Origin of the sequence: Microbacterium sp. W4I20 (assembly GCF_030816505.1) — a bacterium.
GTDB lineage: Bacteria > Actinomycetota > Actinomycetes > Actinomycetales > Microbacteriaceae > Microbacterium.
Map to the genome: position 1 here is coordinate 740471 of NZ_JAUSYB010000001.1, position 26842 is coordinate 767312.

At 69.0% G+C, this 26842-nt stretch carries 26 protein-coding genes and 1 pseudogene; 10 read left to right on the forward strand and 17 right to left on the reverse strand.

The window, feature by feature from the left end; all coding sequences use genetic code 11:
• Window positions 1–41: 41 nt before the first annotated feature.
• The 4 genes and pseudogenes from QFZ21_RS03710 to QFZ21_RS03725 all read right to left on the reverse strand — a co-directional run.
• Window positions 42–443, reverse strand: a pseudogene (locus tag QFZ21_RS03710) (EF-Tu/IF-2/RF-3 family GTPase); the annotation flags it as partial.
• A 15-nt stretch (window positions 444–458) separates the two neighbouring features.
• Entirely contained in the window at window positions 459–1220 is a 762-nt protein-coding gene (locus QFZ21_RS03715) for an SDR family oxidoreductase (RefSeq protein ID WP_307374552.1), read from the reverse strand.
• Window positions 1220–1693 carry a dihydrofolate reductase gene (locus QFZ21_RS03720; RefSeq protein ID WP_307381197.1) on the reverse strand — a complete coding sequence of 158 codons (474 nt, stop codon included), beginning with the start codon at window positions 1691–1693 and terminating at the stop codon, window positions 1220–1222. Before QFZ21_RS03720 ends, QFZ21_RS03715 begins: the two co-directional genes overlap by 1 nt.
• Before the next feature lie 20 nt (window positions 1694–1713).
• Complete coding sequence (locus tag QFZ21_RS03725; RefSeq protein WP_307374554.1) at window positions 1714–2523, reverse strand: thymidylate synthase; 810 nt, start codon at window positions 2521–2523, stop codon at window positions 1714–1716.
• Window positions 2524–2641: 118 nt separating this feature from the next.
• On the opposite strand from QFZ21_RS03725, the gene QFZ21_RS03730 reads away from it, so the two are divergent.
• The 3 genes from QFZ21_RS03730 (at window position 2642) to QFZ21_RS03740 (ending at window position 4089) form a co-directional block, all read left to right on the forward strand.
• The gene (locus tag QFZ21_RS03730; RefSeq protein ID WP_307374557.1) at window positions 2642–3055 is read left to right on the forward strand and encodes a thioredoxin family protein; all 414 of its coding nucleotides are present in this window, start codon (window positions 2642–2644) and stop codon (window positions 3053–3055) included.
• Window positions 3056–3076: 21 nt separating this feature from the next.
• Window positions 3077–3580, forward strand: a complete 504-nt coding sequence (locus QFZ21_RS03735) for a DUF4395 domain-containing protein (RefSeq protein WP_307374559.1) — start codon at window positions 3077–3079, stop codon at window positions 3578–3580.
• 83 nt (window positions 3581–3663) lie between these two features.
• Window positions 3664–4089, forward strand: a complete 426-nt coding sequence (locus QFZ21_RS03740; protein WP_307374562.1) for an OsmC family peroxiredoxin — start codon at window positions 3664–3666, stop codon at window positions 4087–4089.
• A 16-nt stretch (window positions 4090–4105) separates the two neighbouring features.
• Here QFZ21_RS03740 and QFZ21_RS03745 read toward each other — a convergent pair whose 3' ends face one another.
• From QFZ21_RS03745 to QFZ21_RS03765, 5 genes are all read right to left on the reverse strand, one after another.
• The gene (locus QFZ21_RS03745) at window positions 4106–4555 is read right to left on the reverse strand and encodes a hypothetical protein (RefSeq protein ID WP_307381198.1); all 450 of its coding nucleotides are present in this window, start codon (window positions 4553–4555) and stop codon (window positions 4106–4108) included.
• Entirely contained in the window at window positions 4555–5295 is a 741-nt protein-coding gene (dapB, locus tag QFZ21_RS03750) for a 4-hydroxy-tetrahydrodipicolinate reductase (protein ID WP_307374564.1), read from the reverse strand. Before dapB ends, QFZ21_RS03745 begins: the two co-directional genes overlap by 1 nt.
• A gap of 52 nt (window positions 5296–5347) precedes the next feature.
• Window positions 5348–5950, reverse strand: coding sequence for a histidine phosphatase family protein (locus QFZ21_RS03755; protein WP_307374566.1), 603 nt, complete (start codon window positions 5948–5950; stop codon window positions 5348–5350).
• A 69-nt stretch (window positions 5951–6019) separates the two neighbouring features.
• A complete protein-coding gene (locus QFZ21_RS03760; RefSeq protein WP_307374568.1) occupies window positions 6020–7045 on the reverse strand; it encodes an aldo/keto reductase in 1026 nt (341 codons plus the stop codon).
• 218 nt (window positions 7046–7263) lie between these two features.
• Complete coding sequence (locus QFZ21_RS03765) at window positions 7264–9537, reverse strand: polyribonucleotide nucleotidyltransferase (RefSeq protein ID WP_307374570.1); 2274 nt, start codon at window positions 9535–9537, stop codon at window positions 7264–7266.
• A gap of 364 nt (window positions 9538–9901) precedes the next feature.
• On the opposite strand from QFZ21_RS03765, the gene QFZ21_RS03770 reads away from it, so the two are divergent.
• A complete protein-coding gene (locus tag QFZ21_RS03770; protein WP_307374572.1) occupies window positions 9902–11212 on the forward strand; it encodes a UDP-glucose/GDP-mannose dehydrogenase family protein in 1311 nt (436 codons plus the stop codon).
• A 24-nt stretch (window positions 11213–11236) separates the two neighbouring features.
• Here the strand turns inward: QFZ21_RS03770 and QFZ21_RS03775 are convergent, their stop codons facing one another.
• Window positions 11237–13180 (reverse strand): GDSL-type esterase/lipase family protein, encoded by a 1944-nt coding sequence (locus tag QFZ21_RS03775; protein ID WP_307374573.1) that lies wholly within the window; start codon window positions 13178–13180, stop codon window positions 11237–11239.
• Window positions 13181–13320: 140 nt separating this feature from the next.
• On the opposite strand from QFZ21_RS03775, the gene QFZ21_RS03780 reads away from it, so the two are divergent.
• Both QFZ21_RS03780 and QFZ21_RS03785 read left to right on the forward strand, forming a co-directional pair.
• Window positions 13321–13905, forward strand: coding sequence for a DedA family protein (locus QFZ21_RS03780; protein ID WP_307374575.1), 585 nt, complete (start codon window positions 13321–13323; stop codon window positions 13903–13905).
• 37 nt (window positions 13906–13942) lie between these two features.
• Window positions 13943–14119: a DUF5302 domain-containing protein gene (locus QFZ21_RS03785; RefSeq protein WP_197072143.1), complete on the forward strand. Its 177-nt coding sequence runs from the start codon at window positions 13943–13945 to the stop codon at window positions 14117–14119.
• Window positions 14120–14188: 69 nt separating this feature from the next.
• On the opposite strand, the gene QFZ21_RS03790 is transcribed toward QFZ21_RS03785, so the two are convergent.
• A complete protein-coding gene (locus QFZ21_RS03790; RefSeq protein ID WP_307374578.1) occupies window positions 14189–15625 on the reverse strand; it encodes a cation:dicarboxylate symporter family transporter in 1437 nt (478 codons plus the stop codon).
• Window positions 15626–15769: 144 nt separating this feature from the next.
• Here QFZ21_RS03790 and QFZ21_RS03795 point away from each other — a divergent pair, with 144 nt between their 5' ends.
• Together QFZ21_RS03795 and QFZ21_RS03800 are read left to right on the forward strand one after the other, a co-directional pair.
• The gene (locus QFZ21_RS03795) at window positions 15770–17056 is read left to right on the forward strand and encodes an ATP-binding protein (RefSeq protein ID WP_307374580.1); all 1287 of its coding nucleotides are present in this window, start codon (window positions 15770–15772) and stop codon (window positions 17054–17056) included.
• A complete protein-coding gene (locus QFZ21_RS03800; RefSeq protein ID WP_307374582.1) occupies window positions 17053–17733 on the forward strand; it encodes a response regulator in 681 nt (226 codons plus the stop codon). The genes QFZ21_RS03795 and QFZ21_RS03800 overlap by 4 nt, the downstream gene beginning before the upstream one ends.
• Before the next feature lie 18 nt (window positions 17734–17751).
• Here QFZ21_RS03800 and QFZ21_RS03805 read toward each other — a convergent pair whose 3' ends face one another.
• The 3 genes from QFZ21_RS03805 to QFZ21_RS03815 all read right to left on the reverse strand — a co-directional run bounded on the left by QFZ21_RS03805 (window position 17752) and on the right by QFZ21_RS03815 (window position 21076).
• Window positions 17752–19104 (reverse strand): FAD-binding oxidoreductase, encoded by a 1353-nt coding sequence (locus QFZ21_RS03805; protein ID WP_307374584.1) that lies wholly within the window; start codon window positions 19102–19104, stop codon window positions 17752–17754.
• Window positions 19105–19185: 81 nt separating this feature from the next.
• Window positions 19186–19848, reverse strand: a complete 663-nt coding sequence (locus QFZ21_RS03810) for an FMN reductase (protein WP_307374586.1) — start codon at window positions 19846–19848, stop codon at window positions 19186–19188.
• 1 nt (window position 19849) lies between these two features.
• A complete protein-coding gene (locus QFZ21_RS03815) occupies window positions 19850–21076 on the reverse strand; it encodes an LLM class flavin-dependent oxidoreductase (RefSeq protein WP_307374587.1) in 1227 nt (408 codons plus the stop codon).
• A gap of 110 nt (window positions 21077–21186) precedes the next feature.
• On the opposite strand from QFZ21_RS03815, the gene QFZ21_RS03820 reads away from it, so the two are divergent.
• A complete protein-coding gene (locus tag QFZ21_RS03820) occupies window positions 21187–22317 on the forward strand; it encodes an acyltransferase family protein (protein ID WP_307374589.1) in 1131 nt (376 codons plus the stop codon).
• 9 nt (window positions 22318–22326) lie between these two features.
• Window positions 22327–23190 (forward strand): serine hydrolase, encoded by an 864-nt coding sequence (locus QFZ21_RS03825; RefSeq protein ID WP_307374591.1) that lies wholly within the window; start codon window positions 22327–22329, stop codon window positions 23188–23190.
• Here the strand turns inward: QFZ21_RS03825 and efeB are convergent, their stop codons facing one another.
• The 3 genes from efeB to efeU are packed head-to-tail and all read right to left on the reverse strand — an operon-like array spanning window position 23191 to window position 26716.
• On the reverse strand, window positions 23191–24507 hold the full coding sequence (gene efeB / locus QFZ21_RS03830; RefSeq protein ID WP_307374593.1) for an iron uptake transporter deferrochelatase/peroxidase subunit: 1317 nt from the start codon (window positions 24505–24507) through the stop codon (window positions 23191–23193).
• A 35-nt stretch (window positions 24508–24542) separates the two neighbouring features.
• Window positions 24543–25775, reverse strand: a complete 1233-nt coding sequence (efeO, locus tag QFZ21_RS03835) for an iron uptake system protein EfeO (protein WP_307374595.1) — start codon at window positions 25773–25775, stop codon at window positions 24543–24545.
• Entirely contained in the window at window positions 25772–26716 is a 945-nt protein-coding gene (gene efeU / locus QFZ21_RS03840) for an iron uptake transporter permease EfeU (protein ID WP_307374596.1), read from the reverse strand. Before efeU ends, efeO begins: the two co-directional genes overlap by 4 nt.
• Between the last annotated feature and the right edge of the window lie 126 nt (window positions 26717–26842).

The following is a 26842-nucleotide window of genomic DNA, read 5'->3' on the forward strand; positions in this document are numbered from 1 at the left end:
CGTATCGGTTCGGATGATGCTCACGCTGACGCGGTCACCCGGATGACGTCGCCTCGGCTCACGTCGATCCTGTCGCGCAGCAGCACGCCGACCATGGTGCCGGCCGATGCCTCGTTCGCATGCTTGCGGAACATCTCGATCCCGGTGATCGACGTGCCAGCGATCGGAGCCCCGGCCCGCAGGACCGTGACGTCGTCGTCGACCCGGATCGTCCCCGCGGTCACCGTGCCCGTCGCCACCTGGCCGCGTCCCGTGATCATGAAGACGTCCTCGACGGAGAGTTCGGCCCCTCCCCCGATGGCGCTCACGAACGCGGGTGTCTCCGCGGGCACCGCGGACCCACGGGTGAGGGCGGCGATCCGCGCGGCTTCTGCCTCGTTGTACTGCCGCAGCAACTCGTTCGCATCCTGCGGATCCTGCTTCCGCCTGCGGAACCACCCCATCGTTCGTCCTCGCGATCAGACGCGGCCGCGTCGGGCGACGCCCGAGGTGAGGGAGCTCGGCAGGACGCGGGTCAGCGCCACGAGCGCCTTATACCGCAGCGACGGGATCGACACGGACCTGCCCCGCGCCGCATCTCGCAACCCTTCGCGGACCACGTCGCGGGCGTTCAGCCACATGAAACGGGGCACGCCCTCTTCGCCCACGGGAAGGCCCATGCGCTCATGGAAGGAGGTGTGCGTGAATCCGGGGCACAGCGCGGTGACGGAGACGCCGTCGCGAGAGTACTCGGCGTTCGCCCATCGGCTGAATCCGATCAGCCAGGCCTTGCATGCGGAGTAGGTCGAACGCGAGATGAAGCCTGCGACCGAGGCCACGTTGATGATGCGACCACCCCGGCCGCGCATCGACTGCAGCGCGGCGTGCATGAGCCGCATCGAGGCTTCGACGTGCACCCGCAGGTGCCGCACCTCGTCGGCGATGTCGTTGTCGGCGAACTGCAGCGGCAGACCGAAGCCGGCATTGTTGACCAGCAGGTCCACCGGGTCGGCGGGGTCGCGCAGGCGTGCCGCGACCCTCTCTACACCGGCGTCCTCGGCGAGATCGGCCACGAGGACCTCCACGGCGACGCCGTGCTCGCTTCGCAGGTCAGCTGCCAGGGCGTCGAGGGTCTCCTCCGTGCGCGCCACCAGGATCAGGTCGGCCCGACGGCGCGCGAGCTGGCGCGCGAACTCGGCCCCGAGGCCGGCGCTCGCTCCCGTGATCAGTGCGGTGGGCATCAGCGCGCGTATCCCAGGAATCGGTAGCGGATGCCGGTGCGAGAGGTCTGCCACTCCCCCTCGTCGACGAGTCGCCAGCCCGCCTTGGGTGGAGCGTACGCGTCACCGTCGACGGACAGATCGATTTCGGTGACCTCGAGCCTGTCGGCATCGGCGATCACCTGACGGAAGATCTCCGCCCCGCCGATGATCCAGACGCGATCCAGGCCACGGACCGCCTCCGCGACGGTCGCCGCGCGGCGTGCACCCTCCGCGCTCCAATCCTGCTGGCGGGTGATCACGATGTTCTCGCGACCTTCGAGGGGCCGGAACCGCTCGGGCAGCGAGTCCCAGGTCTTGCGCCCCATCACCACCGGAGCACCCAGCGTGATCTCCTTGAAGTGCGCGAGATCCTCGGGCACGTACCAGGGCATTCCGCCCTCGGCACCGATCACTCCGCCGTTCGCCTCGGCCCAGATGAGCCCGACCAGCATCGTGCCCACCGGGACGTCACTCACACTGCCACCGCCGCCCGGATCGGCGCGTGGTGCTGATAGTCCTCCACCACGAAGTCCTCGTAGCGGTAGTCGAGGATCGACTCCGGGGTGCGGGCGATGCGAAGCGTCGGGTAGTCGAACGGCTCGCGACTCAGCTGCTCATGCACCTGCTCGAGGTGATTGTCGTAGATGTGGCAGTCGCCGCCGGTCCAGACGAAGTCGCCGGGCTCGAGGCCGACCTGCTGTGCGACCATCATCGTCAACAGCGCGTAGGAGGCGATGTTGAAGGGCACGCCGAGGAACATGTCGGCGCTGCGCTGGTAGAGCTGGCAGGAGAGCTTGCCGTCCGCGACATAGAACTGGAAGAGCGCGTGGCAGGGTGCGAGGGCCATGTCGGGGATGTCGGCGGGGTTCCAGGCCGAGACGATCAACCGGCGCGAGTCAGGGGTCTGCCGGATCTGTTCGATCACGTCGGAGAGCTGATCGATGCTCTCCCCGTCGGGTGTGGGCCACGAGCGCCATTGCACGCCGTACACCGGCCCCAGGTCGCCGGAGGCATCCGCCCATTCGTCCCAGATGGTGACGCCGTTCTCCTGCAGCCACCCGACGTTGGAGTCTCCGCGCAGGAACCAGAGCAGTTCATAGGCGATCGACTTGAAATGCACCCGCTTGGTCGTGATCAGGGGGAACCCCTTCGACAGGTCGAATCGGATCTGTCGTCCGAAGACACTCGTCGTGCCGGTTCCAGTGCGATCCGACTTGTGTGTGCCGGTCTCCAGCACGTCGCGGAGCAGGTCTTCATACGGCGTCGGGACGGCTGCACTCATGACTGCCACGATACCTTCCCACCGCCACGGCCGGGCGGATGCCTGCACGCTCGCGCGCCGTCCGTCATGGTCGGAAACATCGGCCTTCGGCATGCGTCGCGCGCCGTACTCTCGATCCATGTCGCCAGCGCTCGCCTTGGGAATCGCGGCAGCGCTCCTCGCGCTCGCCACGATCATCGGCGTCGTGCTGCGCCGCCGGGACGGGCGTCGGCGAGCCGGTGGCGCGCTGCGCTTCGATCCGACGGATGCCGGCGCGACGGAGCTGGGTTCGCGGGCGACCCTCGTGCAGTTCAGCACCGAGACGTGCGCGCGCTGCCCGCAGGTGCGTCGCATGCTCGGAGCCTACGCATCCGATCACGAGGGCCTCCGTCTGCTCGAGATCGACCTGACGCACAGGCCCGACCTGTCGGCACGCTACAAGGTGCTGCAGACGCCGACGACGTTCGTCGTCGACGACTCCGGAGCCGTCCGTGCCCGATTCCACGGGGTGCCTCAGCGGCACGCCCTCACCGAAGCCGTCGCTGCCGTCTGAGGCGCGAAGATCGGAGCATCCATGACCACTCCCGCAGGCATCGACCCGCGTGCGCCGCGGTTCGCCGCGACGATCACCGCCGTGCTGCTGTTGGCGGCCACCTTCCTGGCGTTGGTCGGCATCTCGACCGCAGGTCTCCAGGCAGCTCCTCTCCTGCAGCGCGCCCTCGACCCCGGCTTCCTGCTCACCGTCGTCATCGCGCTGCTGTTCCTCTGGAGCGTCGCCTCGCCGGCGACCGCACCGTGGGGCGTGCTGTTCCGCCGGCTGGTCCGCCCCCGCCTCGCTGCTCCGGCAGAACTCGAGGATCCGCGACCTCCGCGGTTCTCACAGGGCGTCGGACTCTTCGTCGTCGGGATCGGGCTCGTCCTGCACCTCGCCGGCGTCCCCTGGGCTCTGCCGATCGCCACGGCCGCGGCGTTCATCGCCGCGTTCCTGAACGCCGCCTTCGCCTTCTGCCTCGGCTGCCAGCTCTACCTCCTGCTCCAGCGCGTGGGGATCGTGGGCCGGACCGCCGCCGCATCCTGAGCGCTGTTCCTTCGCCCGCGACCTCTCGCTAGGCTGGCCGGGACGCGTCGCGGCCTCTCCGCAGCGCGAGAACCGGAGGAATCATGCCTGTCACCAGCGAAGCCGCCAGCACCTGGACCGGATCGCTCATGGAGGGATCCGGCACGGTCGCGTTCTCGTCGTCGAACCTCGGCACCTTCCCGCTCAACTGGAAGGCGCGCAGCGAAGGCAGCGACACGACGACGACGCCGGAGGAACTCATCGCCGCCGCACACTCCTCGTGCTTCAGCATGGCCCTCTCACACGCCCTCGCCGAGAACGGCACTCCCCCGGAGCGGGTGAACACCAGCGCGTCCGTGACATTCAAGCCGGGCGTCGGCATCACCGGCAGCCACCTCAACGTCAACGCCGTCGTCCCCGGTCTCTCGCCGGAGAAGTTCCAGGAGATCGCCGCAGAGGCGAAGACGGGCTGCCCGGTCTCTCAGGCGCTCGCGGGCATCGAGATCACCCTCGAAGCCACGCTGGCCTGATCACGCGCTCGCCCGGTCACTCGCGCGAACGGGCGGCACGGGCGAGTCGGATGGCTTCCCGGATGCTGGCCCTCGCGTCTTTGCGGCGCCCGGCAGCATCCTGCACCACGCCCAACCGGTAGCGGGTGCGCCAGTCCGCGCCGGGCGCCTCCGCCTCGGCCGTGTACCGAGCGATCAGCGGATCGGCGTCGGCGCGGGCGATGCGGCCGCTCGGAGTGAGCTCGGTCTCGACCGGCGGCATCCCGCCCTCTGCGTCGAGCGTTCGACCGAGGCGATCGGCGGCGAACCCGAACTGCATCTCACGCAGCAGCGCCCACGCTCCGATGGGCGTGAGCACGATCAGTGTGATCCCCATGCCGATCGACACCGGTGAACCCACCGCGATGAACATGACCGCCAGCCAGATCGCGACGGCGAGATACACGAGGAGCGCCGCGGCCATCAGGCCGACGCCGATCCGTGACATCACGAGCGGATGCCGATGTCGATCATGTTCTCGAGCCCGACGATCACACCGGAGGCGGTGAGCGCGTACGGGACGGCGAGCCGGATACCCGGAGCGTACGCCAGAGCCGGATCGATGGTGTCATGTGTGAAAGTGAGGGACTCGCCGGGCCCGGACAGGATCACCTCCTGCTTGGCGATCACTCCCGGCCGGCGCAGTGAATGGATCGGGACGCTGCCGACCTGCTGACCTCGGGCACGCTGATCGGCGTGGGGCGCGCTGACCGGCCCCTGCTCCGCACGCGCGGCGGCGATCAGCTCCGCCGTGCGCACCGCGGTGCCGCTGGGAGAGTCGACCTTGCGCTCGTGATGGGCTTCGACGATCTCGGCCGAGCCGAAGAACGGCGCCGCCGCCGCCGCCAGGGCCGAGCCCAGCACCGAGCCGAGCGAGAAGTTGGGGATGAAGACGACACCGGTGCCCGCTGCCTCGACGAGGGGTCGCACCAGAGCAATGCGCTCGGCGGACCAGCCGGAGGTCGCGACGAGCACGTTCATGCCGCTTTCGATCGCGGCGCGCACGACGTCGACGCTCACCTGAGGCGTCGACGCATCCACGACGAGGTCCGCGCCGGACAGATCCGCGAGGTCGCTCGACGATGTCAGCACGCGGCTCACCTCGAAGCCCTCGAGCTCGTCGATCACCGCGTGGATGATCGTGCCGAGCTTTCCGGTTCCGCCGACGAGTGCTACCTGCGAGGTCATGCTTTCAGTCTAGGGAGCGGGCAACGGCTTCCGTCCGGGGCGCGCGGGGCTGTCAGACGGGCATCGGGTCCGGGATGCCGGTGCGCAGCTCGACCGGCAGATGACCGGTGTCGTTGTGGTTGAGCAGCGTCCAGGGCCGACCCTGCTTCTGAGCGATGATCGTCAGTCCGCAGTGCGCCTGATTGAGCGTCATCCAGCGCCACTCCGGTGCGCCGAGCACCTCGCGGACGAACCAGGAGATGACGAAGTTGTGCGTGATGAGCACCTCGTGCACCTCTCCGTTCTTGCGGATGAGGAACTCGTTGACGGCATCCGCCATCTGGGCGCGGCCGGCATCGATCTCGGCGTCGGAGATCGATCCGAAGAACGGCTCGAACGCGGCCGGCGTCTCTTCCGTCATCCCGGTGGGGACGCAGTCGAAGAGCAGCGCGGTCGGCTCGGGGTCGACCGACGGCAGCCGGCCGGCGATCGCGCGGGCTGTCTCGTTCGCGCGCAGCAGGGGCGAATGCCAGACCGCATCGAGCGGTAGACCGGACAACCGGTCGGCGATCAATTCGGCCTGACGCTGCCCGCGCGGCGAAAGGGGTCCGTCGGCGAGACCGTGCTCTGCATCCTGATGTTCACCGTGTCTGACCAGATATATGTAGTGCGTCACAAACTCGCTCGCTTCATCGCCAGCATCCGCCGGGCCTCTCTTCCACCCTATGTCACGGGTGCCTGATGCTCAGTTGCCCGCGCGCGTGAGCTCGGCGACCTGGGTCCGCGAGAGCGAGACTCCCGCTCCCTGCATGAGTTCGTCGACATGGTCGGTCGCGAACGTGTTCACGATGGGCGCCGCGACCGTGCGCTGCGCGAGCAGCCACGCGATCGACACCGCTGCCACCGGGACGGCGAGCTCGGCGGCGACCTGATCGAGCGCGCGGAGGATCTTGATGCCGCGGCGGTTCAGGTGGCCCCTCAGCTGCTCACCCCGGACGCCTTGCGACGTCAGCGCCTTGCTGCGGTGACGGCCGGAGAGGAACCCGTGCTCCAGTGCGTGCGACGGCGTCACGGCCAGGTTCTGCGCCCCGGCCACCAGCCGCAGGTCGCCTTCGAAGGGCTGCCGTCGGAGAAGGTTGTAGGGCGCATCGATGACCTCGATGCGCGGGTAGCCGGCCGAGGCGAGGATGCGTGCCTCCACCAGGCGCTCCGGCGCGAGGCCGAAGGCTCCGACGGAGCCGATCTTGCCGGCATCCTTCAGCCATTCGACCGTGGCGAGCGTGTCTTCGAGGTTGGTCGTCGCATCGAGCGTGGCATCGAGGTAGAGCACATCGATGCGTTCGACTCCGAGGCGCGTCAACGACCCCTCCACGGCCCGGACGAGGTTCACGGAGCCGAGGCCGGGATTGTCGGCGTGGGCGCCGATGCGCACGCTGAGCACGGCTCTGTCGCGGTGCCCGCGCGATCGCAGCCACTGGCCGATGATGTGCTCGCTGCGCCCACCGGAGAAGCCGTCCGCGGTGTGGATGGCATTCCCGCCGAACTCGACGTAGCGATCGAGGATGCCGTGACTGGTCTCGAGGTCGACGTTCCAGCCGAACTCGGCCGCGCCCAGCACGAGGGGGAAGGTCTCGAAGCCGGTCTCGCCGAGAGGGACGCGGATGCCCTCTCCTATTCCCGGACCGACGATCGGGATAGGGGCCGACGGGTGCTCGCTGCCCGTTCGGGCGCGCTCGTCCGACGCCCCTGCGCCTACGCTGAACAACCGCATTCTCTCACCCCCGCGTCGATCGGTGCGTTCCGACCTGCGTCACTGCCTGAAATGCACCCCCCGGTGCGTACTTCGAGGGTAAGCGACAGCGGCGAACGTCCCGACCAATCCAGGGAACGGCGCGAAAACTTCCCATAACGTTTCGGTTACGCCGAGAACGACGGAGCCCGGGCCCATCCTGTGCGGATGGACCCGGGCTCCGGTTCGAGCGGTGAAGCCTACTCGGCGTCGACATCCGCAGCAGGCGCTGCTTCTGCCGGAGCGTCGTCGAGGACGGGCTCGAGCGACAGCTTGCCGCGGTCATCGATCTTCGTGATCTTCACGAGGACCTTCTGGCCGACCGAGAGGACGTCTTCGACGTTCTCGACGCGCTTGCCACCGGCGAGCTTGCGCACCTCGGTGACGTGAAGCAGTCCGTCCTTGCCCGGAAGCAGCGAGACGAAGGCACCGAACGTGGCGATCTTCACGACGGTTCCGAGGAACTGCTCGCCGATCTCCGGGTTGGTCGGGTTCGCGATCGCGTTGACCTGGGCACGGGCGGCCTCGGCCGAGGGGCCGTCGGTCGCGCCGATGTAGACGGTGCCGTCCTCCTCGATGGAGATCTGCGCGCCGGTCGTGTCCTGGATCGAGTTGATCGTCTTGCCCTTCGGGCCGATCAGCTCGCCGATCTTGTCGACCGGGATCTGCACGCTGATGACGCGCGGCGCGGTCGGCGCCATCTCGTCAGGAGCGTCGATCGCGGAGTTCAGGACGTTGAGGATCGTCAGACGCGCGTCGCGCGCCTGAGTCAGCGCACCGGCGAGAACCGACGTCGGGATGCCGTCGAGCTTGGTGTCCAGCTGGATCGCGGTGATGAACTCACCCGTACCGGCGACCTTGAAGTCCATGTCGCCGAGAGCGTCCTCCGCACCCAGGATGTCGGTCAGCGCCGCGTAGCGGGTCTCACCGTCGACCTCGTCGGACACGAGACCCATCGCGATGCCGGCGACCGGAGCGCGCAGCGGCACACCGGCGTTCAGCAGCGAGAGGGTCGAGGCGCAGACGGAACCCATCGACGTCGAGCCGTTGGAGCTCAGCGCCTCGGACACCTGACGGATCGCGTAGGGGAACTCCTCGCGGCTCGGCAGCACCGGCACGAGGGCGCGCTCGGCGAGGAAGCCGTGCCCGATCTCACGACGCTTCGGCGAGCCCACGCGGCCGGTCTCACCGGTCGAGTAGGGCGGGAAGTTGTAGTGGTGCATGTAGCGCTTGCTCGTCGTGGGCGACAGCGAGTCGATCTGCTGCTCCATCTTGAGCATGTTCAGCGTGGTGATGCCCATGATCTGGGTCTCGCCGCGCTGGAAGATCGCGGAGCCGTGCACGCGCGGGATGACCTGAACCTCGGCGTCGAGCGGACGGATGTCCGCCAGGCCGCGGCCGTCGATGCGGGAGCCCTCGGTGAGGATGCGACCGCGGACGATCTTCTTCGTGACGGACTTGTACGCCGCGGAGAACTCGAGCGGAGCGCCGGCAGGCAGCTCGTTCGACTCGGTCGCCTCGATGAGCTGTGCCCGGACGCGGTCCTTGATCGCGTCGTCGGCGCTCTGGCGCTCGGTCTTGTCGGCGATCTGGTACACGCCGACGAGGTCGTCGTAGGAACGGCCGGCGACGAAGTCGTAGACCTCCTGGCTGTACGCCGGGAAGACCGGGTAGACGCCCGGCTCCTTCGAGGCGGTCGCCGCGAGCTCGGCCTGAGCCTTGACCAGCTGAGCGATGAAGGGCTTCGAGGCCTCGAGGCCCTGGGCCACGATCTCCTCGTTCGGCTTGGTGGCGCCGGCCTTGATCAGGTTCCAGCTGCCCTCGGTGGCCTCAGCCTCGACCATCATGATCGCGACGTCTTCCGAGCCATCGGACTTGGTGACGACGCGACCGGCGACGATCAGGTCGAACACAGCCTCGCCGACCTGCTCGGCGTTCGGGAACGCCACCCACTGGTCGGCGTGCTCGCCGTGACCGGGGATGAACGCGAGGCGCACACCGGCGACGGGGCCGGAGAACGGCAGACCGGAGATCTGCGTCGAGGCGGAAGCCGCGTTGATCGCCAGTGCGTCGTAGTACTCGCCGGGAGCGATCGACAGCACGGTGATGACGACCTGGACCTCGTTGCGGAGACCGTCGACGAACGACGGACGCAGGGGGCGGTCGATCAGACGGCAGACGAGGATCGCCTCGGTGGAGGGACGACCCTCACGACGGAAGAACGAGCCGGGGATCTTGCCGGCGGCGTAGGAGCGCTCCTCGACGTCGACAGTCAGCGGGAAGAAGTCGAAGCCTTCACGCGGGTGCTTGCCTGCGCTGGTGGCCGAGAGGAGCATGGTCTCGCCGTCGAGGTACGCGGCGACTGCGCCCTGAGCCTGCTGCGCGAGGCGGCCGGTCTCGAAGCGGATGGTGCGGGTGCCGAAGCGGCCGTTGTCGAGAACGGCCTCGGTGGCGGTGATTTCAGGACCTTCCAAGAGGTCTCTCCTTCTTTGTTTAGACTCGCGAATCCATGTGACGCGCGAGCGCATTCAAGAGGAGCGGAACAGCAGGGTTCGGGCGCGCGGGCATTCCCGCGACTATCGCCTGCGCTGGCCACCAGTAGAAAGCCACCCGGCATCTCCTGCCGAGGAACCCACCACAGGGGACCAGCTTCTCCGCCGCTCGCTCCGTGAGTCGATATGAAATTGTGCGATCGACCGAAGTCAACCTCGTCCACCCTACCAGCGTGAACCCGGGAAACCCTTGTCGCTGCGCGCGACGCGGATCGGACATGCCCCGGCCACGGCCCGTTCACCCGACGGATGCCGCGACGTGAGCGGCATCCGCTCTGCTGGTGCCATGCGCTTGTCAGTGATCGGCTGCGGGTACCTCGGTGCCGTGCACGCCGCCGCCATGGCCTCCATCGGACACGACGTGATCGGTATCGACGTCGACGAGCGGAAGGTCGCGGCGTTGGCAGCGGGAACGGCGCCGTTCTTCGAGCCTCGACTCGAGGAACTGCTCGCCGACGGCCTGGCATCGGGTCGACTGACGTTCAGCACGCGACTGGAGGATGCTGCCGGGTCCGAGGTTCATTTCCTCGCCGTCGGCACTCCGCAGATCCCGGGCGGGCATGCCGCAGACCTCCGCTATGTCGACGCGGCCGTCGACGCGCTCGTCCCGCACCTCCGCCCCGGCGACGTGCTGGCGGGGAAGTCCACCGTGCCGGTGGGCACGGCCGCTCGACTCGCCGAGCAGATCGACGGCACCGGAGCGACGCTCGTCTGGAATCCGGAGTTCCTGCGCGAGGGCTGGGCCGTCCACGACACGCTCACGCCCGACCGCCTCGTGGTCGGCGCCGCAGCCGGCGAGGACGGCGACCGGGCGGTGGAGGTGCTCCGTTCGGTCTATCGATCCGCTGTCGACGCGGGAACACCGTTCCTCGTCACCGACCTCGCCACCGCCGAGCTGGTCAAGGGCGCCGCCAACGCCTTCCTCGCCACCAAGATCTCTTTCATCAACGCGATGGCCGAGATCGCCGAGGCCTCCGGCGCCGACGTCACCCTGCTCGCCGACGCCCTCGGATATGACACCCGCATCGGACGGCGCTACCTCGGATCGGGCATCGGCTTCGGCGGGGGCTGCCTGCCGAAGGACATCCGCGCCTTCGCCGCACGCGCCGAAGAGCTCGGCCGCAGCGAGTCGGTGGGGTTCCTGCGTGAGGTCGACTCCATCAACCTCCGCCGTCGCGACCGCGCCGTGCAACTCGTCGTCGATGCGCTCGGCGGTCTCGTCTTCGGCCGCCGGATCGCCGTCCTCGGAGCGGCGTTCAAGCCCTTCAGCGATGACATCCGCGACTCCCCCGCCCTCGATGTCGCCGTCCGCCTGCGCGGACTGGGCGCGGACGTGGTGGTGACGGATCCGGCCGCGATCGACAACGCGCAGGCCGCCCACCCGCAGCTCGGCTATGCGAGAGAGCGGGACGACGCGCTGCGCGAGGCGGACGCGGTCGTCGTCGTGACCGAATGGGACGAGTACCGCCGGGACCTCTCCCCGGTCCTCGCCGGTGGACTGGTGCGGGGACGGGTCATCATCGACGGGCGCAACTGCCTGGATGCGGCGGCCTGGCGCGCGGCCGGGTGGCAGTACCACGGCATGGGCAGACGCTGACCTGTCGGGGCGCTCGCCCTCGCCTCACTTCTGAGCGGGTTGGCGCTGCCGGGTCTGCGAGCCGCGGAGGTAGACGTAGTCGTGGTGCTTCGCGACTCTTCCGTCTCCGGCGGCCCGCCCGTGCAGTCGTCGCCAGACCCAGGGCAGGGCGTGACGACGCCACCAGGCTCCGGCGCTGATCGATTCGTGCTCGTGGAGAGCGGCATCGAGTGCACCGAGCGCGTCCGCATGAGGGACACCGAGCACCTCACCGGCTCGATAGGCGAGAAATCGGTGTCCGCGACTGCTGAGGTGCACCAGGTCTTCCCCCCAGTGGGGTCGATCCGGGAGTTCGGGATAGAGGTCCGTGTCGATCAGGATCGCGCCCGTGCGTGCCGCGATCCCGGCCAGCGCGGTCGCGAAGGCGCTGAACCGCCTCGTGTAGATCGATGCCGCACGCCTGCGGGGCAGGAACGGCGTCAGCAGCACGACATCCGCCCCGGTCTCGCGCAGTCGATGCACCGCCGTCTCGAGCCGTGCCGCCAGGGCCCCGACGTCGACGCGGTGCTTCACCAGGTCGTTCGCGCCGACGAGGATCGACACGAGATCCGGGCGCAGTTCGAGCGCCCGGTCCAGCTGAGATCCACACACGTCGCTCACACGCTTGGACCGGATGGCGAGGTTCGCGTAGTGGACTCCACCGCGCGCGGCCAGCAGCAGCGCCAGTCGATCGGCCCACCCGCGCAGCGCTCCATCCGGTGCGGGGTCGCAGAGGCCCTCGGTGAGCGAGTCGCCGAGCGCGACGTAGCGATCCCAGCGAGGTGCGGCGATCGGGGCCGTGGGCTCCGGGCGCACCAGGCGGCGAGCGCGCGCGGCCCCGTCGGCCCGACGCAGGGAGCGGGCATCATCGAAGTGCTCGAGGAGCTGACCGCACACGCTCGCCCAACTGCGTCCCTGCACGGCTTCGCGCCCCGCCTCTCCGAACGCCCGCCGCTTGCGCGTGTCACCCGCGAGGTCGGCCACGCGCATCCGCAGATCCTCGAGGTCTCCCGGCCGGTACAGCCAGCCGTCGATCCCCATGCGGACGAGGTCGAGCGGTCCGCCTCGCCCGGTAGCCACCACGGGCACGCCGCTCGCATGCGCCTCCTGCAGGGTCTGCCCGAAGGTCTCGCTCTCGCCCGGGTGCACGAACACGTCGAAGGAGGCCATGGCCGCGGCGAGCGCCTCGCCGTCGAGGTGGCCGAGGAACAGCGCCTCGGGGAACAGGCTCTCGAGCCGCGGCCGGCTCGGCCCGTCGCCGACGATCACGAGGCGCGTCCCGGGGATGTCGCGGAGGACGGCGAGATCCTCGACCTGCTTCTCCGGAGCCAGGCGTCCGACGTAGCCGATCACGACCTCCGCTCCCCATTCCGCCCGCAGGGCACCGTTGCGGCGGGACGGCTGGAAGCGCTCGGCATCCACTCCCCTGCCCCAGCGTCGGACGCGGTCCACGCCGAGCGACGCGAGTTGCTGTGCGGACTCCGCCGAAGGCGCGAGCGTCAGGGTCGCGCGGCGGTGCAGCCGCGCGATGTGCGTCTGGGCGATGCCGGTCGTCGCGGCGACCCGATAGCGCTCGGTGTAGGCCGCCACATCGGTCTGGTAGGCAGCGACCGAGGCCACGTCGAGGCGCTCCGCCGCCAGCACGCCGCGCCACCCGAGGGCGAAGGGGGACGCGAGGTGCACGACGTCGGGCTCGAACCTGCGCAGAGAGGCGGCGACCCGGTGCGCCGTCGACGTGCCGACCCGCACGTTCCGGTAGCCGGGCAGGGCGAGGCTCGGGATCGCCTCGACGAGCGCTCCGCTCACCTCGCCGGGAATCCCGGCCGCGGCCGGTGCGAGGACGTGCGCCTCGTGTCCCCGGTGCTCGAGGTGCCGCAGGATCTGCAGCACCGATCCGGTGACGCCGTTCATGTGCGGAAGGAAGGACTCCGTGACGATCGCTACTCTCACACCCTCAGGATGACGTCACCGCGCGCACCCGCTCTCCGAAAACGGCCTTCGCCACCAGATGTTCACCGGATGCTGGACCGCAGGTCACCGGCTATCCGGTCTTTGGTTCCTGTTCACCGCGGCCGTACACAGTGTTCTCCGTGCCGACCGACCTGCTCGCCGAATCGCTCACGGGTCCCTGGAGTCTCGTCCTGATGAGCGTGCTGGTGCTGGGCGACGCCTTCTTCGTGGTGGTGCCTGGGGAGATCGCCGTGACGGCACTCGGCGCATTCGCCGTCTCGAACGGTGCCCCTCCCCTGTGGGCTGTCATCGTCTGCGCCGCCGTCGCGGCCGCGCTCGGTGACGCCTGCTGCTATCTGATCGGACGGGCCGTCGGCACCGAGCGCTGGAGATGGATGCGCACCCCTCGCGTGCAGCAGGCGCTCGCCTGGGCGCAGCGCCGGCTCGACGGCGGAACGGCCACCGTGCTCTTCACCGCCCGCTTCGTCCCCTTCGCCCGGCTCGCCGTCAACCTGGTCGCCGGAGCATCCCGCATCCATCCCCCGCGCTATCTGGCGCTCGTCACCCTCGCCGCGACGGCATGGGCCGCGTACCAGGCTGCCATGGGCGCGGTCATCGCGACGATCATCCCCGGCGGGCCCCTCGTGGCCGTACCCGTGTCGATCGCCGTCGCCGTCGCGGTGGGGGTCCTGATCGATGCGGTCATCCGCCGAGCGCGGCGCTGATCTCCCCCTCACAGCGGGCGTGCTCTAGGCTCGGGGCATGAGCACCGAAGAAGGCGCCACCTCCTCCGAGGAGATGAAGCGCAAGTTCAAGGAAGCGCTCGAGAAGAAGAACGCGCACCACCGGCAGGGCGAGTCGCACCTCGACGGCGATTCCGCCGTGCACGGCGCGGCTGCCCCGCAGACGCGGCGCGAGTTCCGACGCAAGAGCGGTTGACCACACGGATGCGGGAGCCGGTATCGTCCGGCTCCCGCATCCTCTTTTTCGCTCCAGGTTCTGCGTGATTCAGACCTGCGCTGCGCGATCCCTCGCCCGCTGCTCCTTCGCCGTCATCTCCGCGACCGCCGATTCGCTGAGCTCCTGCACTCCTGCAGCGTGCGGTGCGTCGGACATCCCGTGTCCGTCTACGCCGTCCATCAGCGACTCGTCGAAGGGAAGCTCTCCGCTGAGCACCCGGCCGACGCGATCGCGGTCGATCTGCTTCGTCCAGGTGCCGATGAGGAGTGTGGCCACCGCGTTGCCGGTGAAGTTCGTCAGGGCGCGGCCCTCCGACATGAAGCGGTCGATCCCGACGATCACGCCAACGCCGTCGACCAGGTCGGGGCGGTAGGCCTGAAGGCCGCCGGCCAGGGTTGCGAGTCCCGCTCCGGTGACTCCGGCTGCTCCCTTGCTCGCGATGATCATGAAGACCAGCAGGCCGATCTGCTCGCCGATCGACATCGGCTGCCCCATGCCCGTCGCGATGAAGAGCGACGCCATCGTCAGGTAGATCGCCGTGCCGTCGAGGTTGAACGAGTAGCCGGTCGGAACAGTGATGCCGACGACGGGCTTGGAAACGCCGACGTGCTCCATCTTCGCGATCAGGCGAGGCAGCGCGGACTCCGAGGAGGACGTCCCGACGATCAGCAGGTACTCGCGGGCCAGATACTTGATCAGCGAGAAGATGTTGACCCGGGTGACCGCGAAGAGCAGGGCGCCCAGCACCACCACGATGAACACGATGCACGTGATGTAGAAGGCGATCATCAGGATGCCGAGGCTCCAGATCGCCGCGACGCCCGTCTTGCCGACGACTGCGGCGATGGCTCCGAACGCACCGAGTGGCGCGAGCCACAGGATCATGCCGAGAATGCGGAACACCAGCTTCTGAAGCTGCTTCACCGCGTCCATGATCGGGGCGCCCCGCTCGCCGAGTCCCTGCAGCGCGAAGCCGACGAGAAGCGCGATGAACAGGACCTGCAGCACGCTCTCGCCCGTGAAGGCCGAGAAGAATGTCGCGGGGATGATGCCGAGGATGAACTCCTGCGTCGTCTTCGCCTCGCCCTCCGCCTCATACGAGGAGCCGGCCATGTCCAGGCCCGCGCCCGGGTGGATGATGTTGCCGACGACCAGGCCGATCGCGAGGGCGAAGGTCGACATCACCATGAAGTACAGCAGCGCCAGACCGCCGATCTTCCCGACGGTGGCCGCTTTCGCGATGGATCCGACCCCCACCACGATGGTGCAGAAGATGATCGGCGCGATCATCATCTTGATCAGCGCGACGAACCCCTTGCCGATCGGCTCGAAGCTCTGACCGACCTCGGGCCAGATGAGCCCGACCAGCGCACCGAGCACGACGGCGATGATCACCGACACGTACAGCCAGGTGTGCCGGTCCCAGGAATGCTTGCCGCGCCGCCAGTTGAAGCCCGGCAGACTGAAACCCGTTGTAATGGCCATGTTTCCTCCTCGATCATGAACGTCGTCGTGTCATGTGCGGCGGCTTCCGCGTCGCCGATCACCCTCACCGTCGCCGACTTCCCACGGCGACGCGATTTGTGGTCGTATTGGTCACTACCGAGCACCGACGACCGGAGGGATGCGATGGCACCTGTGCCAGGAAGCCGCAGCGCCGCCTCCCGCGTCTTCGCCGTGCTCCTTGTGGCAGCCGTCGTCATCGGCGCACTCGTCGCCGTCTATCTCGTGGTCGAGGCGCAGCGCGCCATCCGAGCCGAGGCCGAGCGGGTCACGGCGGCCACCGCCATCGCCCTCGCGTCATCCCCCGACGCGGTATCGGCGCTGGGTGCCGGTGACGAGGCGCGCGCCACGCGACTGCTCGAGCCGTACGCGACCAACGTCGTCGACGACGCCGGACTCGACTTCATCACCGTCATGACCGTGGAGGGGACGCGCGTGACGCACCCCGACCCCGAGCAGATCGGCGGTCAGTACCTGGGCACGATCCCCGACGAGCCTCGCGCCCTCACAGAGGAGTTCACCGGCACCCTCGGACCATCCGTCCGGACGATCGTGCCGGTGCGTGACGCCGGCGGGGCACTCATCGGCTGGGTGGCGGCGGGAGTGACCACCGAGTCGATCACCGAGACGCTGGTCCGACGGCTCCCCCTCACGCTCGGGATCACGGCGGGTCTGATCGCGCTCGGGGCCGGCGGCGCTCTGATCGCACGACGGGCCACGCGACGCATCGCGGGCGATCTTCCACCCGGGCAGGTGCGCGATGCGGTGTCGTCGTACGAATCGATCCGCACCCTCGGCGAGGCGCTGCGCGCACAGACCCACGAGCACGGGAATCGGATGCACACCGCCGTCGCCCTGCTCGAGCTCGGTCGGCGCGACGAAGCGATCGAGATCCTCACCGAGACGTCGCGGCAGAGCCAGTCGCTCGTCGACCAGGTCACGGCACGACGGCACGGCGATCCCGCCGTCGGCGCACTGCTGCTCGGGAAGGCCTCACAGGCGAAGGAGCGCGGGATCGACTGGCGGCTGCACCTCGACCCTGACGCGCCTCGATCTCCGCTGTCCACCGTCGACAGCGTCTCGGTGCTCGGGAACCTGGTGGACAACGCCATGGATGCGGCCGCCGACTCGGCCGACCGCTGGGTCGAGGTCTCGCTGAATTCCGCCGCGGACGGCGGGATCGTGCTCGAGGTGTCGGACAGCGGCCCCGGTGTTCCGCCGGCCTTGCGCGAGCAGATCTTCGCGCAGGGGTTCTCGACCAAGCCTGCCGGTGCTCAGGGACGCGGAGTCGGCCTCGCACTCGTGCGTTCGGTGGTGACCGGAGCGGGAGGCGATGTCACCGTGAGCACCGACCCGACCACATTCCGAGTCGTTCTCCCCGCGGCGACCGGCACTCGGAGGCAGGGATCGTGATCCGCGTGTTGCTGGTCGACGACGACGCGCTGACCCTGGAGCTGCACCGCGACTACGTGGCGCGCCTGGACGGATTCGTCGTCTCCGGCGAGTGCAGCGGGGCACGCGCCGCCGTGAGCGCGGTCCTGGATCGCGAGGGCCCGACCGGCTTCGACCTCGTGCTGCTCGACATCACGATGCCGGACGGATCGGGCATCGACGTGCTCCGCGCGCTGCGCGCCCGCGCGGCATCCGTCGACGTGATCGCCATCACGGGCGTCCGCGATGCCGACACCGTGCGGCAGATGGCGACGCTCGGTGTCTTCCAATACCTGGTGAAGCCGTTTCCGTTCGCCGTCTTCGCCGAGCGGATGGCGCAGTTCCGGACGCATCACGACCAGGCACGGTCGACGGAGGGCGCGGCGACGCAGTCCGAGATCGACGCTCTGCTCGGACGGGCGACGGGCGCGATCGCGCTTCCGAAGGGGCTGTCGTCGGGGTCGTTGGAGAAGGTCAGCGCTGCGCTGCGCACCGTCGGCCCGCTCTCGGCGAGCGAGGCGGCAGAGCGGCTCGGGATGTCCCGCGTGTCGGTGCGCCGCTACCTCGAGCACCTCGTCGCGGAAGGTGTCATCGTGCGCTCGGCCCGCTACGGCACCCGAGGACGACCGGAGACGGAGTATCGATGGAACCGCGACTAGCCGCCGTGAACCGAGCCCTCAGCGGGGAAGACGTCCCTCGTGCAACAGCTTCTCCGGATCGGCGACGGCTCTGACAGCCCGCAGCCTGTCGATCTCGGCCGGGGTGCCGCAGCGGTCGAGCGTCTGGCCGGGCTCGAGGTACGTGGGCACGATGCGGCCGGCCTCCGCGGGGCCCAGGAGAGCGCGGAAACCCGCGAGGCTTCGGTCGCCCGGTTCGCTCGGCGCCCCGGGGAACACCGGGACCAGGGCGTGCAGCAGCCACTCGACGGATTCCAGGGATGCGAAGCCGCTTCGACGTGGCTCGTTCAGCGCGCCGCCGAGCATCCGGATGTCGATGCCCATGATCGGGGCCTGCTCCGGCAGCTCGCGGAAGTCGACCAGGGCATCGATCATCGCGTCGTCCAGTGCCGTGAGAGCCATCGACGCCCCGCGGCCGGGGGTCGGCTCGGTCGGCTCGGTGGAGGCGGCGGCGAGAGCGGCCTGAGAGGTCGGGCCGGAGATCTCGCGTCGCACGGCGCCCGCGCGACGCACCCGCTCGATCAGCTCGTCGGCGGTGCCGTCGACGGACAGCGCCTGCACGTCGAGGAAGCTTCTCCCCCGGATCTCCTCAGGCAGCTGAGGGACGTCAGGCATGCGCATCGAGTTCATGAAGACGTTCAACGAGGCCGGCGCCTCCGCTGCGAGGTCGCGCACGGCGCGGATCACGGCAGCGGCGTCCGACACATCGAAGGTGAGACCCGCGCCCCACAGCGAGGGTACGCGGACGAGGTTGATCTCGAGGGCCGTGACGATCCCGACGATTCCGCCCGCACCGCGCAACGCCCACATCAGCTCGGGATCGCTGTCGTCGTCGACTCGGCCGTGCGTCCCGTCGGGGCGCAGGAGCCACGCGGCGCGCAGGTTGTCGGAGCCGAGTCCGGCCGTGCGGCTGAACCAGGAGTGACCGCCGCTCAGGCTGTACCCGGCGACGCTGACCACCGGGCTGGTGCCGGCCGGAGCCGCCCAGCCGGTGCCGTCGAGCGCGGCGACGACCGCGCCCCAGCGCACGCCGCTGCCCACGCGGAGCACCCCGGAATCGACGTCGACGTGAAGCTCGTCGAACGCCGCCGTGCGCACGATCACCGCGTCGTCGAGAACGCCGGAGGCGCCGTGCCCACTCGGCTGGACCGCGAGCCGGAGGTCCGAGTCGCGGACTGCGTCGAAGAGCAGCCGCAGATCCGCGACGTCGGCGGGTGCGGCGACAGCGGCAGGGTGCTGTTCGATCGCGAGGTTCCACGGCCACCTGGCCGCCTCGTACTCGACATCGCCGGGAAGGAACAGCGAACCGCTCAGACGGTCGCGAAGAGCGTCTGACGAGGAGATCGAAGGCATGAGGCCCACGGTAGGACCCCCGTCGGACATTCGGCAAGGGCATCATCAGAGCCTCACCGCAGACACGACGGACCGGCCGCGTCACTCCCCCGCGAGACCGCCCAGCAGGTGACCGAAGGACCGACCTTCGCCCAGGTAGGTCGCCGGGTCGTACGGGTCCGCCGCGGTGGCGGCATCGCGACGAGCGATCGACTGGGCCAGTTCCTTCGCGCCCTTCTCGACACGCTTGGCGAGCGGCGCGACGTCGTCACCCGCACCGCCCCAGTCGCTGGACGCCGCGAACACGCCGGTCGACACGGCATCGGCGTGCAGGTAGGCGAAGAGCGGACGGATGGCGTAGTCGATCGCCAGCGAATGCCGGGCAGTGCCCGCGTTCGCGCCGATCAGCACCGGCTTCCCCGTGAGCGCGTCCGGATCAAGCACGTCGATGAACGACTTGAACAGGCCGGAGTAGCTCGTCGAGAAGATCGGCGTCACCGCGATCAGCGCGTCGGCGGAGACCACTGTGTTGATGGCGGTCTCCAGCGCGGGCGGGGCGAAACCCGTGAGCAGGTTGTTCGTGATGTCGTGCGCGTAATCGCGCAGCTCGATCACATCGACACTCGCCTCGATGCCTTCTCCATCCGGTCCCTGAGCCAGTCGAAGGGCCTTCACGGTCTCGGCCGCGAGGCGGTCGGCCAGCATTCGAGTCGAGGACGGGTTGGAGAGCCCGGCGGAGACGACCGCGATCCGACGCAGTGTCATCTCAGGCTCCCTTCCGGCTCAGTCCGAACGCCGCTCCGGCGGGTGCCGGAGTGTCTTCGTAGGGCGAATCCCCGGTCAGGTTGTCGCCGCGGTTGGCGCCGGGTCGCGCCTGACGCGTGGGTCCGTCGCCGAACTCCGCCTTCACGCGAGCGGCGTGGGTCGGTGCGTCCGGAACGGATGCCGGGCGCCCCTGTGCCAGCTCCTTGCGGAGCACGGGCACGACCTCCGCGCCGAGGATGTCGAGCTGCTCGAGCACGATCTTCAGCGGCAGACCGGCGTGGTCGATGAGGAACAGCTGGCGCTGATAGTCGCCGTAGTGCTCGCGCATCGCGGCGTACCGGTCGATGATCTGCTGCGGCGATCCGACGGTGAGCGGGGTCATCTCGGTGAAGTCCTCCATGCTCGGACCGTGGCCGTAGACGGGCGCGTTGTCGAAGTACGGGCGGAACTGGTTCGCCGCGTCCTGCGAGTTCGCGGCCATGAACACCTGGCCGCCGAGACCGACGATCGCCTGCTCGGGCGTGCCGTGTCCGTAGTGCGCGTAGCGCTGGCGGTAGAGCTCGATGAGCCGCTGGTAGTGCTCCTTCGGCCAGAAGATGTTGTTGGCGAAGAAGCCGTCGCCGTAGTACGCGGCCTGCTCCGCGATCTCGGGCGTGCGGATCGAGCCATGCCAGACGAAGGGCGCGATGCCGTCGAGGGGCCGCGGTGTCGAGGTGAAGCCCTGCAGCGGAGTGCGGAACTTGCCCTCCCAGTCCACGACGTCTTCCCGCCACAGCTTGTGCAGGAGTGCGTAGTTCTCGATCGCGAGCGGCAGACCCTGGCGGATGTCCTGTCCGAACCACGGGTACACCGGTCCGGTGTTGCCGCGACCGAGCATGAGGTCCATGCGGCCGTCGGACACGTGCTGCAGCATCGCGTACTCCTCGGCGATGCGCACGGGATCGTTCGTCGTGATCAACGTGGTGGACGTGGACACGATGAGGCGCTCGGTCTGCGCGGCCAGGGCGGCCAGGAAGGTGCTGGGGCTGGAGGACCAGAACGGCGGGTTGTGGTGCTCGCCGATGGCGAAGACGTCGAGACCGACCTCTTCCGCGTGCTTGGCGATGGTCAGCGTCGCCTTGATCCGCTCCTGCTCGCTGGGTGTGACGCCCGTGGTGGGGTCGCGGGTGATGTCGCTGACCGACATGATGCCGAACTGCATCGCCTGCGCGCCTGACTGCTCGCTCATGATTGCTCCATGCTCTCCGAATCGGATGCTCCGCATCCTTTTCTATTCATTTGAATGTATATGAGTCAACGCGTTGCCGGCAACTTTATTCCCGACGGTAGCCTCGAAGGATGAGCGACGCAGCAGCGGCCCCGACGGACCCCGCGACCGGGACCACCACCCGGCCGCGGCGGCGTGTCCCCTTCTGGGACAACGCCCGCTACGCCTGCATCGTCCTGGTCGTGCTCGGGCACGCCATCCAGCGGCTCAGCTACGACTCCGACATCGCGTTGGCGTTCTATCTCGCGCTGTACGCCTTCCACATGCCCGCCTTCGCCATCATCTCGGGCTACTTCTCCAAGTCCGGATCGCCGACCAAGACCCAGATGGCCAGGGTCATCACCGACATCCTGGTGCCCTACGTCATCTTCGAGGTGCTCTGGACGCTCACGAAGTGGCTCGTCGAGGGCCAGGCGAGTCCGAACATCACCAAGCCCTCGTGGACCCTGTGGTTCCTGCTCGCCCTGGGGATCTTCCGCCTGATCGTCCCCTACCTCGCGCTGCTCCGCTGGCCGCTGCTCTGGACGGTCGTGATCTCGATCGGCGTGGGATACCTCCCCAACGTCGACAGCACGTTCTCGCTCTCACGCACCCTCGGTCTCCTGCCGTTCTTCGCGCTGGGATGGTGGCTCCGCGATCGGGACATCGTCGCCACGTTCCGTCTGCTCGACTTCCGCCCGTGGTGGGTGCGCGGCTCAGCCCTCGCCGTGCTCGCCGCCGCCGGCTGGGCGGCCTGGCACTGGCTTCCGGTGTGGCAGACGATCGACCTGCGCCGCTGGCTCTTCTACGAGGACTCGTACGCCGACCTCGGTGGTGAGGAGTGGTGGGCCGGTGCACTCCGCTTCGCGCTCATGCTGCTCGCGGTCGTGCTGTGCGCTGCTTTCTTCGCCCTGATCCCCCGCTCGACCTACTGGTGGACCCACTTCGGCCAGTACACGATGTACGTCTTCCTGCTGCACTCGTTCGTGCTCTATCCGTTCCGCGAGTCGGGTGCGCTCCGCGACCTGGAGCCGACGTGGCTCTGGTTGCCGCTGGTGACCGCGCTGTCCGTGGTGCTCGCGCTCGCCCTGGCCACCAAACCTGTGCGCCGGGTGTTCCGCCCGCTCATCGAACCACGGCCGAAGTGGCTGTTCGCCGACCCCGAGCTCGCGGCGCGCAAGGGCCGCAGGAACGACCCGACCGGCTCGCGCCGACCGCGATAGCCTGATCGGATGACCCGAGCGCTGACCGTCCGCGACCGTATCGTGGCCGAGGTCGCGGCCACGCAGTTCCGGGCTCACGGCCTGCACGTCCTGATCGGCGACGACACGGCCGAGCACCGCTGGACGGCCGACGTGCGCGAGGACATCCACTCGGTCGCGAAGGCCGTCTGCGTCCTCGCCGCGGGTATCGCCGCCGACGAAGGCCGCGCGGACCTCGACACCCCCGTATCGACCTCCCTGACGGGCGTCGAGCTGGGGGCAGGCGTCGAGCACGTCACCCTCCGCCACCTGCTGTCGATGTCGAGCGGGATCGATCTTCCCTGGTCGGAGACCATGATGACCGACTGGCCGGATCTGTCGCTCGAGTTCCTCGGCCGCCCGACTCACGGCCGAACCTTCCAATACTCGAACGCCAGCACCTACACCGCGATGCGCGTGCTCTCCGAGCGCGTCGGCGACGTGCTCGAGTATCTCCGCCCGCGTCTGTTCACGCCGCTCGGCATCGAAGACCCGGTCTGGGAGCGCTGCCCGAACGGGCGGATCGTCGCCGGTGGCGGTCTCGCGCTCCGCACGGAGGAGCTGGCGCGCGTCGGCCGCCTCATCCGGGACCGCGGCCGGTGGCGCGACGAGACGATCGTGTCGGCCGGCTGGATCGACGCGATGCACAGCGACTGGGTCGTCAGCGGCGAGAGCCCCGGGTACGAACGCTACGCCCTCGCCGGGTGGGACGGACCGGGTCGCGCCTGGCGGCTGCACGGCGCCCACGGACAACTCGTGATCTTCGCAGGCGACGCCGTCGTGACGATCACCGCGGACGACCACGGCGGCGCGGATGCGATCGCGTCCTTCGTCGCGGACGCGCTCGACGACTGATCAGGCGAACAGCTCGGCCCCGATGTACGACCCGGGTGTCGCTCCCGCCGGTACCGCCCAGATCCCCGATCCGACGTGCCGGATGTACTCGTTCAGACGGTCTGTCGACAGGCGCCTCTGCAGAGTGATGAACTGCTCGGGATCACGCTGGTAGGACAGGAAGAACAGCCCTGCGTCCAGGCGTCCGAGGTCGTTGTTGCCATCGACGTAGTTGTAGCCGCGTCGGAGGATGCGGATACCGTCGTTCTGGTCGGGATGCGCCAGTCTGACGTGCGCATTCGCATCGATCGCCGCGCCCGAGAAGTCGGGGGCTGTGGACTCCGAGCCGCCGGACAGCGGCGCCCCCTCGCCCTTGTCACGCCCGACGATGGTGTCCTGCTCGGACAGCCGCACCCGGTCCCACGTCTCGATCAGCATCGCGATCTTCCGGGCGACGAGGTACGAGCCGCCCGCCATCCAAGCCGGCTCATCGGAGGCCCCCACCCAGACGTGCTTCTCGAGCGCCTCGGCGTCGTCGGAGAGGATGTTCGCCGTACCGTCCTTGAACCCGAACAGGTTGCGCGGCGTCGCCTGCGCGGCCGTGGTGCGCGAGGTCTTGCCGAAGCCGAGCTGCGACCAGCGCAGTCGCGCACGGCCGAACGCGATGCGGCTCAGGTTGCGGATCGCGTGGACCGCGACCTGCGGATCGTCGGCGCAGGCCTGGATGCAGAGGTCGCCGTGCGAGGTCTGCGGATCGAGATCGTCGCCGAGGAAGGCCGGGAGCCGCTCCAGACCCGGCGGACGCCGCGCAGCGATGCCGTAGCGGTCGCCGTCCTCGTTCTCGAACAGTCCTGGTCCGAAGCCGAAGGTGATCGTGAGGCCGGAGGCCGGCAGCCCCTGCGCCTCCCCCGTGTCGTCCGGGGGCTCCTCCGCCGAGCCGCCGACGGCGCCCGTCGCGCTCACATCGAGCCCCTGGACCATTCGGGACGCCGCGTACGTCCAGTCCTGCAGGAGCGTCATCAGGTCATCGCGATCGGTCCTGGGCATCATGTCGAACGACGCGAAGTGCAGATGATCCTGCACCGGGGTCGTGATGCCCGCCTGGTGCGCACCGAAGAACTCGTAGGCGACCTTGCTGTCCTCGTTCGCCCCGGCGCGGCCGATCGCGACGCCGCCGGCGAGGCCGGAGCCGACGCCGACGGCGAGCCCGGCGACACCGCCGCCGATCGCGAGACCCAGCAGGCCTCGCCTGCTCAGACCGGATGGAGCGGATGCCGCGGCCGGAGCACCGCCCTCGGGCGATTCCTCCGGCGCGGCATCCGCTTCTTGTTCTTTCACGTGCGTGATCGTATCTCGTCAGCCGATGAGGCTTCTCACTCGAGCACGGTGCCGGTGAGCTGTGAGAGCGGCTCAGCGAGGGCGTTGATGAGGTCGGTGAACTCGCGCTTGTCCTCATCGGTGAGCTGCGAGTAGCCGACGAAGCCGTCGGTCAGCGAGCCGTGTGCAGCGAGCGATTCCTCGAGCGCCGCGTAGCCGGCTTCGATCTCGGTCACGAGCGTCTTCCCGTCTTCGCCCTGCGCCTGGGCGAAATCCTGCACGAGCGAGAACGCCATCTTCGAGCCCTCGACGTTCGCGGCGAAGTCGTAGAGGTCGGTCCCCGACCACCAGTCCTCCTCGCCGGAGATCTTGCCGGTCGCGACCTCATCGAGCAGCGCGATGGCGCCGTTCGAGATGCCGCCGATTCCCTGGTCCTCCAACGACGTCGTGAAGTCGTCCGAGTGCACGTAGTCGTAGAGCTCCTGCACATCGGCCAGCAGCAGATCGCCGAAGTCCGCCCGCTCCTGAGGCGTCGACGGCGCCCAGTCCTGACGGGCCGGGGTCTCGCCGTCTGCGTTCAGCGCGTCGGCCGCCGGAACCCACAGGTCCTTCTCGATGCGGTGGAAGCCGGTCCAGTCCAGGCCCTCAGCAACGGCGTCGACCTCGCGGTAGTCGATGCGGGGATCGAGGTCTCCCAGCGCCTCGGCGACCGGTTCGATCCGCTCGTAGTAGGCGCGCGTGAGGGGGAACAGCTCCCGCGCCTTCTCGTCGTCGCCCGACTCGTAGGCCGCGACGAACTCCTCGACGGCCGGGACGAGCTGACCGACCTGGTCCTTCACGAATGCGGCGTAGAGGTCGACGGCCTTCTGCTTCTGCTCGGCGTCGGGGCCTTCGACCGCGACGCGGTCGCCGGTGACGGTGAAGGCCGCCTTGCCGACTCCCTCGCCGATCATGCCCGGCTTGCAAAGGGTGAAGTAGTCGCCCGGCTGGGCGACGACGGTGAGGGTGCGAGATGCCGCGGGTGCGATGTTCTCCACCTCGCCGACGATGCGCAGACCGTCCTCGGCGAGGAGGTAGAACTCCGACACCTGGTCGGTGTCGTTGGAGACCTGGAACGTGAGGGTGCCGCTCTTCGCGGTGGTCTGCGACACGGCGCAGTCGCTGTCGGTGGACGAGACGTCGAAGGCATCGGCCGCGGCGACGTCGCTCTTGGCGACGCAGCCGCTGAGGACGAGGGCGGCGGCGCCGGTCGCGGCGAGTGCCGCGAGAACCCGGAGGGAGGTGGTCATGCTGCTCCTTGTTGTGAGAGAGACGGAGTTTCGTCGGCCACAGCGGCCGGTGCCGGCCGTGCGGCGGGCTGCTTCGCGCGGAGGCCGCGGACGTAGAGGGTGCCGACGATCGAGATGTACAGGGTCCAGGCGATGACCTGGAGCCACGTCATCGCGGGCATGAACCCGACCGTGGCCTGGAGGATCACGGCCAGCGGTCCACCCGGAGCGACGGTCGAGGAGACATCGAACGCCCAGCCGAACGGGAAACCCGCCCAGCCGTGGGCGACGCCGCCGGTGACCGCATCGACCGGCGCCGCGGCGGTGAAGGGCCCGGGAAGAGCCCCCGCCTCCTGCAGATCCATGAGCGCGTAGGCGAGCACGCCCGCGGCGACGACGACGAGGAAACCGCCCGTCCAGGCGAAGAAGCGACGCAGGTCGAGCTTCACCGCACCGCGGGAGAGCAACCATCCGATCACGACGGCGACGATGATGCCGAGCAACGCACCGAGCAGGGCGGTCGGTGCCCCATCGAAGTCCTGCACCATCGCCCACAGCAGCAGGGTGGTCTCGACGCCCTCCCGGGCGACCGACACGAACCCGACGAGGACGAGCGCCCAGACCCCTCCGACCGTGAGTGCGCGCTTCAGGTCGCCCTCGAGCGTCGCCTTCATCGTGCGTCCGGCCCGCTGCATCCAGAAGATCATCCAGGTCACCATCGCGACCGCCAGCAGAGACAGGCCGCCGCCGAGCAGCTCCTGTGCCTGGAAGGTGAGGGCGTAGGCGCCGAAGGTGAGCACCGCACCGATGCTCAGGGCGAGGGCGATCGCCAGTCCCACGCCGATCCAGAGCTTCGGCAGCGCATCACGGCGACCCAGCCGCCGGAGATAGGCGACGAGGATGCCGACGACCAGGGCGGCTTCGAGGCCCTCGCGGAGGCCGATCAGGAAGGTGGGGAGCACGGACGATCTCTCTGAAAGAATTGAGGTAAGGCATCCCTTACCCACGAGACTTTAGCACCGCCGGGCGAAGACGCCGAACCATTGCGTCGCATCGGGAGCGGTAACGCGACGCAACACTCGCCCCGA